The following is a 2500-nucleotide window of genomic DNA, read 5'->3' as shown; positions in this document are numbered from 1 at the left end:
CGCTGTGGACGCTTGGGCAAAATCAGCCTGTTATCCCTAGAGTACCTTTTATTCGTTGAGCGATGGCCCTTCCACGCAGAACCACCGGATCACTATGGCCGACTTTCGTCTCTGCTCGACTTGTCAGTCTCGCAGTCAGGCGGGCTTATGCCATTGCACTCGACGACCGATTTCCGACCGGTCTGAGCCCACCATCGCGCGCCTCCGTTACACTTTGGGAGGCGACCGCCCCAGTCAAACTGCCCGCCACGCCATGTCCCGGACCCGGATAACGGGCCGCGGTTAGACGTCAGCAACAACAAGGGTGGTATTTCAAGGATGGCTCCACCGAAGCTGGCGCCCCCGGTTTCATAGCCTCCCACCTATCCTACACATGTTGCTGCTAACGCCAAGGCGAAGCTGCAGTAAAGGTTCATAGGGTCTTTCCGTCTGACCGCGGGAACCCCGCATCTTCACGGGGAATTCAATTTCGCTGAGCCTATGCTGGAGACAGTGGGGAAGTCGTTACGCCATTCGTGCAGGTCGGAACTTACCCGACAAGGAATTTCGCTACCTTAGGACCGTTATAGTTACGGCCGCCGTTTACCGGGGCTTCAATTCGGAGCTTGCACCCCTCCTTTTAACCTTCCGGCACCGGGCAGGCGTCAGACCCTATACTTCGCCTTACGGCTTCGCAGAGCCCTGTGTTTTTGATAAACAGTCGCTACCCCCTGGCCTGTGCCACTCAGTCCTGCTTGCGCAGGGTGAGTCACGCTTATCCCGAAGTTACGCGTGCAATTTGCCGAGTTCCTTCAGCATAGTTCTCTCAAGCGCCTTGGTATGCTCTACCAGTCCACCTGTGTCGGTTTCGGGTACGGTCTCTGTTGGAGTTATTTCCAGGAACTCCTTCACTGCCGGGAGCAATCCAGTAAGCCCCGACAATTTACGGAATTCGTCACTTCCAACTGGCCCAGGAATATTCACCTGGTTCCCATCGACTACGCCTTTCGGCCTCGCCTTAGGGGCCGGCTAACCCTGCGCAGATTAGCTTTACGCAGGAACCCTTGGACTTTCGGCGAGAGTGTCTCTCACACTCTTTGTCGCTACTCATGTCAGCATTCTCACTTCCGATACCTCCAGCCAGCCTCGCAGCTGACCTTCACAGGCTTACGGAACGCTCCGCTACCGCTTGCAGTAAACTGCAAACCCATACCTTCGGCGCACGGCTTGAGCCCCGTTACATTTTCCGCGCAGGATCGCTTGACCAGTGAGCTGTTACGCTTTCTTTAAATGATGGCTGCTTCTAAGCCAACATCCTGGTTGTCAAAGCAATCCCACATCGTTTCCCACTTAGCCGTGACTTGGGGGCCTTAGATGATGGTTAGGGTTGTTTCCCTTTTCACGACGGACGTTAGCACCCGCCGTGTGTCTGCCAGATAGCTCTCTTGGGTATTCGGAGTTTGGTTAGAATTGGTACAGCTCGCGCCGCCCGCATCCATCCAGTGCTCTACCCCCCAAGGAGTTCGTCTGACGCTCTACCTAAATAGATTTCGCGGAGAACCAGCTATGTCCAGGTTTGATTGGCCTTTCACCCCTATCCACAAGTCATCCCAGACCTTTTCAACGGGCACGGGTTCGGTCCTCCAGCTGGTGTTACCCAGCCTTCAACCTGCTCATGGATAGATCACCTGGTTTCGGGTCGTCATGCGACGTACTTATTCGCCCTATTCAGACTTCGCTTTCGCTGCGCCTACACCTAACGGCTTAAGCTTGCACGGCACATGAAGTCGCTGACCCATTATACAAAAGGTACGCCGTCACCACGCGAGGTGGCTCCGACTGCTTGTAGGCTTCCGATTTCAGGTTCTATTTCACTCCCCTCGTCGGGGTGCTTTTCACCTTTCCCTCACGGTACTTGTTCACTATCGGTCATTGAGGAGTACTTAGGCTTGGAGGGTGGTCCCCCCATGTTCAGACAGGATTTCACGTGTCCCGCCCTACTCGAGTCTGTCGCTAATTGACGCCTACGGGGCTATCACCCGCTATGGCCGACCTTTCCAAGTCGTTCGGCTTTATGTCACGACAGCACTGGCCTGGTCCCGGTTCGCTCGCCACTACTACGGGAGTCTCGGTTGATGTCCTTTCCTCCAGGTACTGAGATGTTTCAGTTCCCTGGGTTTGCTCAATGAACCCTATTTTATTCAGGTCATTGTACCTTTGAACGACCTACGAACCAGGACACCGGCCGGAGCCGGTGACCACATTCGCAGACCGTAAAGGTGGGTTTCCCCATTCGGAAATAGCCGGATCAAAGGGTGCTCGCGCCTCCCCGGCTCTTATCGCAGCGTGCCACGTCCTTCATCGCCTCTCAATGCCAAGGCATCCGTCAGAAGCCCTTATGCGCTTGATCGTTCTCAGCAAAACTCATGCGTGGGGACGAAAAATGCCCGCCGGAGGTACGAAACCCCGTCGGACGGCCCACACATGCGCTTTGATTTGTCTTTGTCAGACAATGATGTCT

General features: G+C 55.2%; 1 rRNA gene (only partly in view). It reads right to left on the bottom strand.

The window, feature by feature from the left end:
• A 23S ribosomal RNA gene (locus LRS04_RS14305) occupies nt 1-2389 on the bottom strand (it extends 405 nt beyond the left edge of the window).
• Nucleotides 2390-2500 lie beyond the last annotated feature (111 nt).

It is taken from the genome of Phenylobacterium sp. J367 (assembly GCF_024699985.1).
Classification (GTDB): domain Bacteria; phylum Pseudomonadota; class Alphaproteobacteria; order Caulobacterales; family Caulobacteraceae; genus Phenylobacterium.
This window is presented reverse-complemented; position numbering and strand designations above follow the sequence as displayed.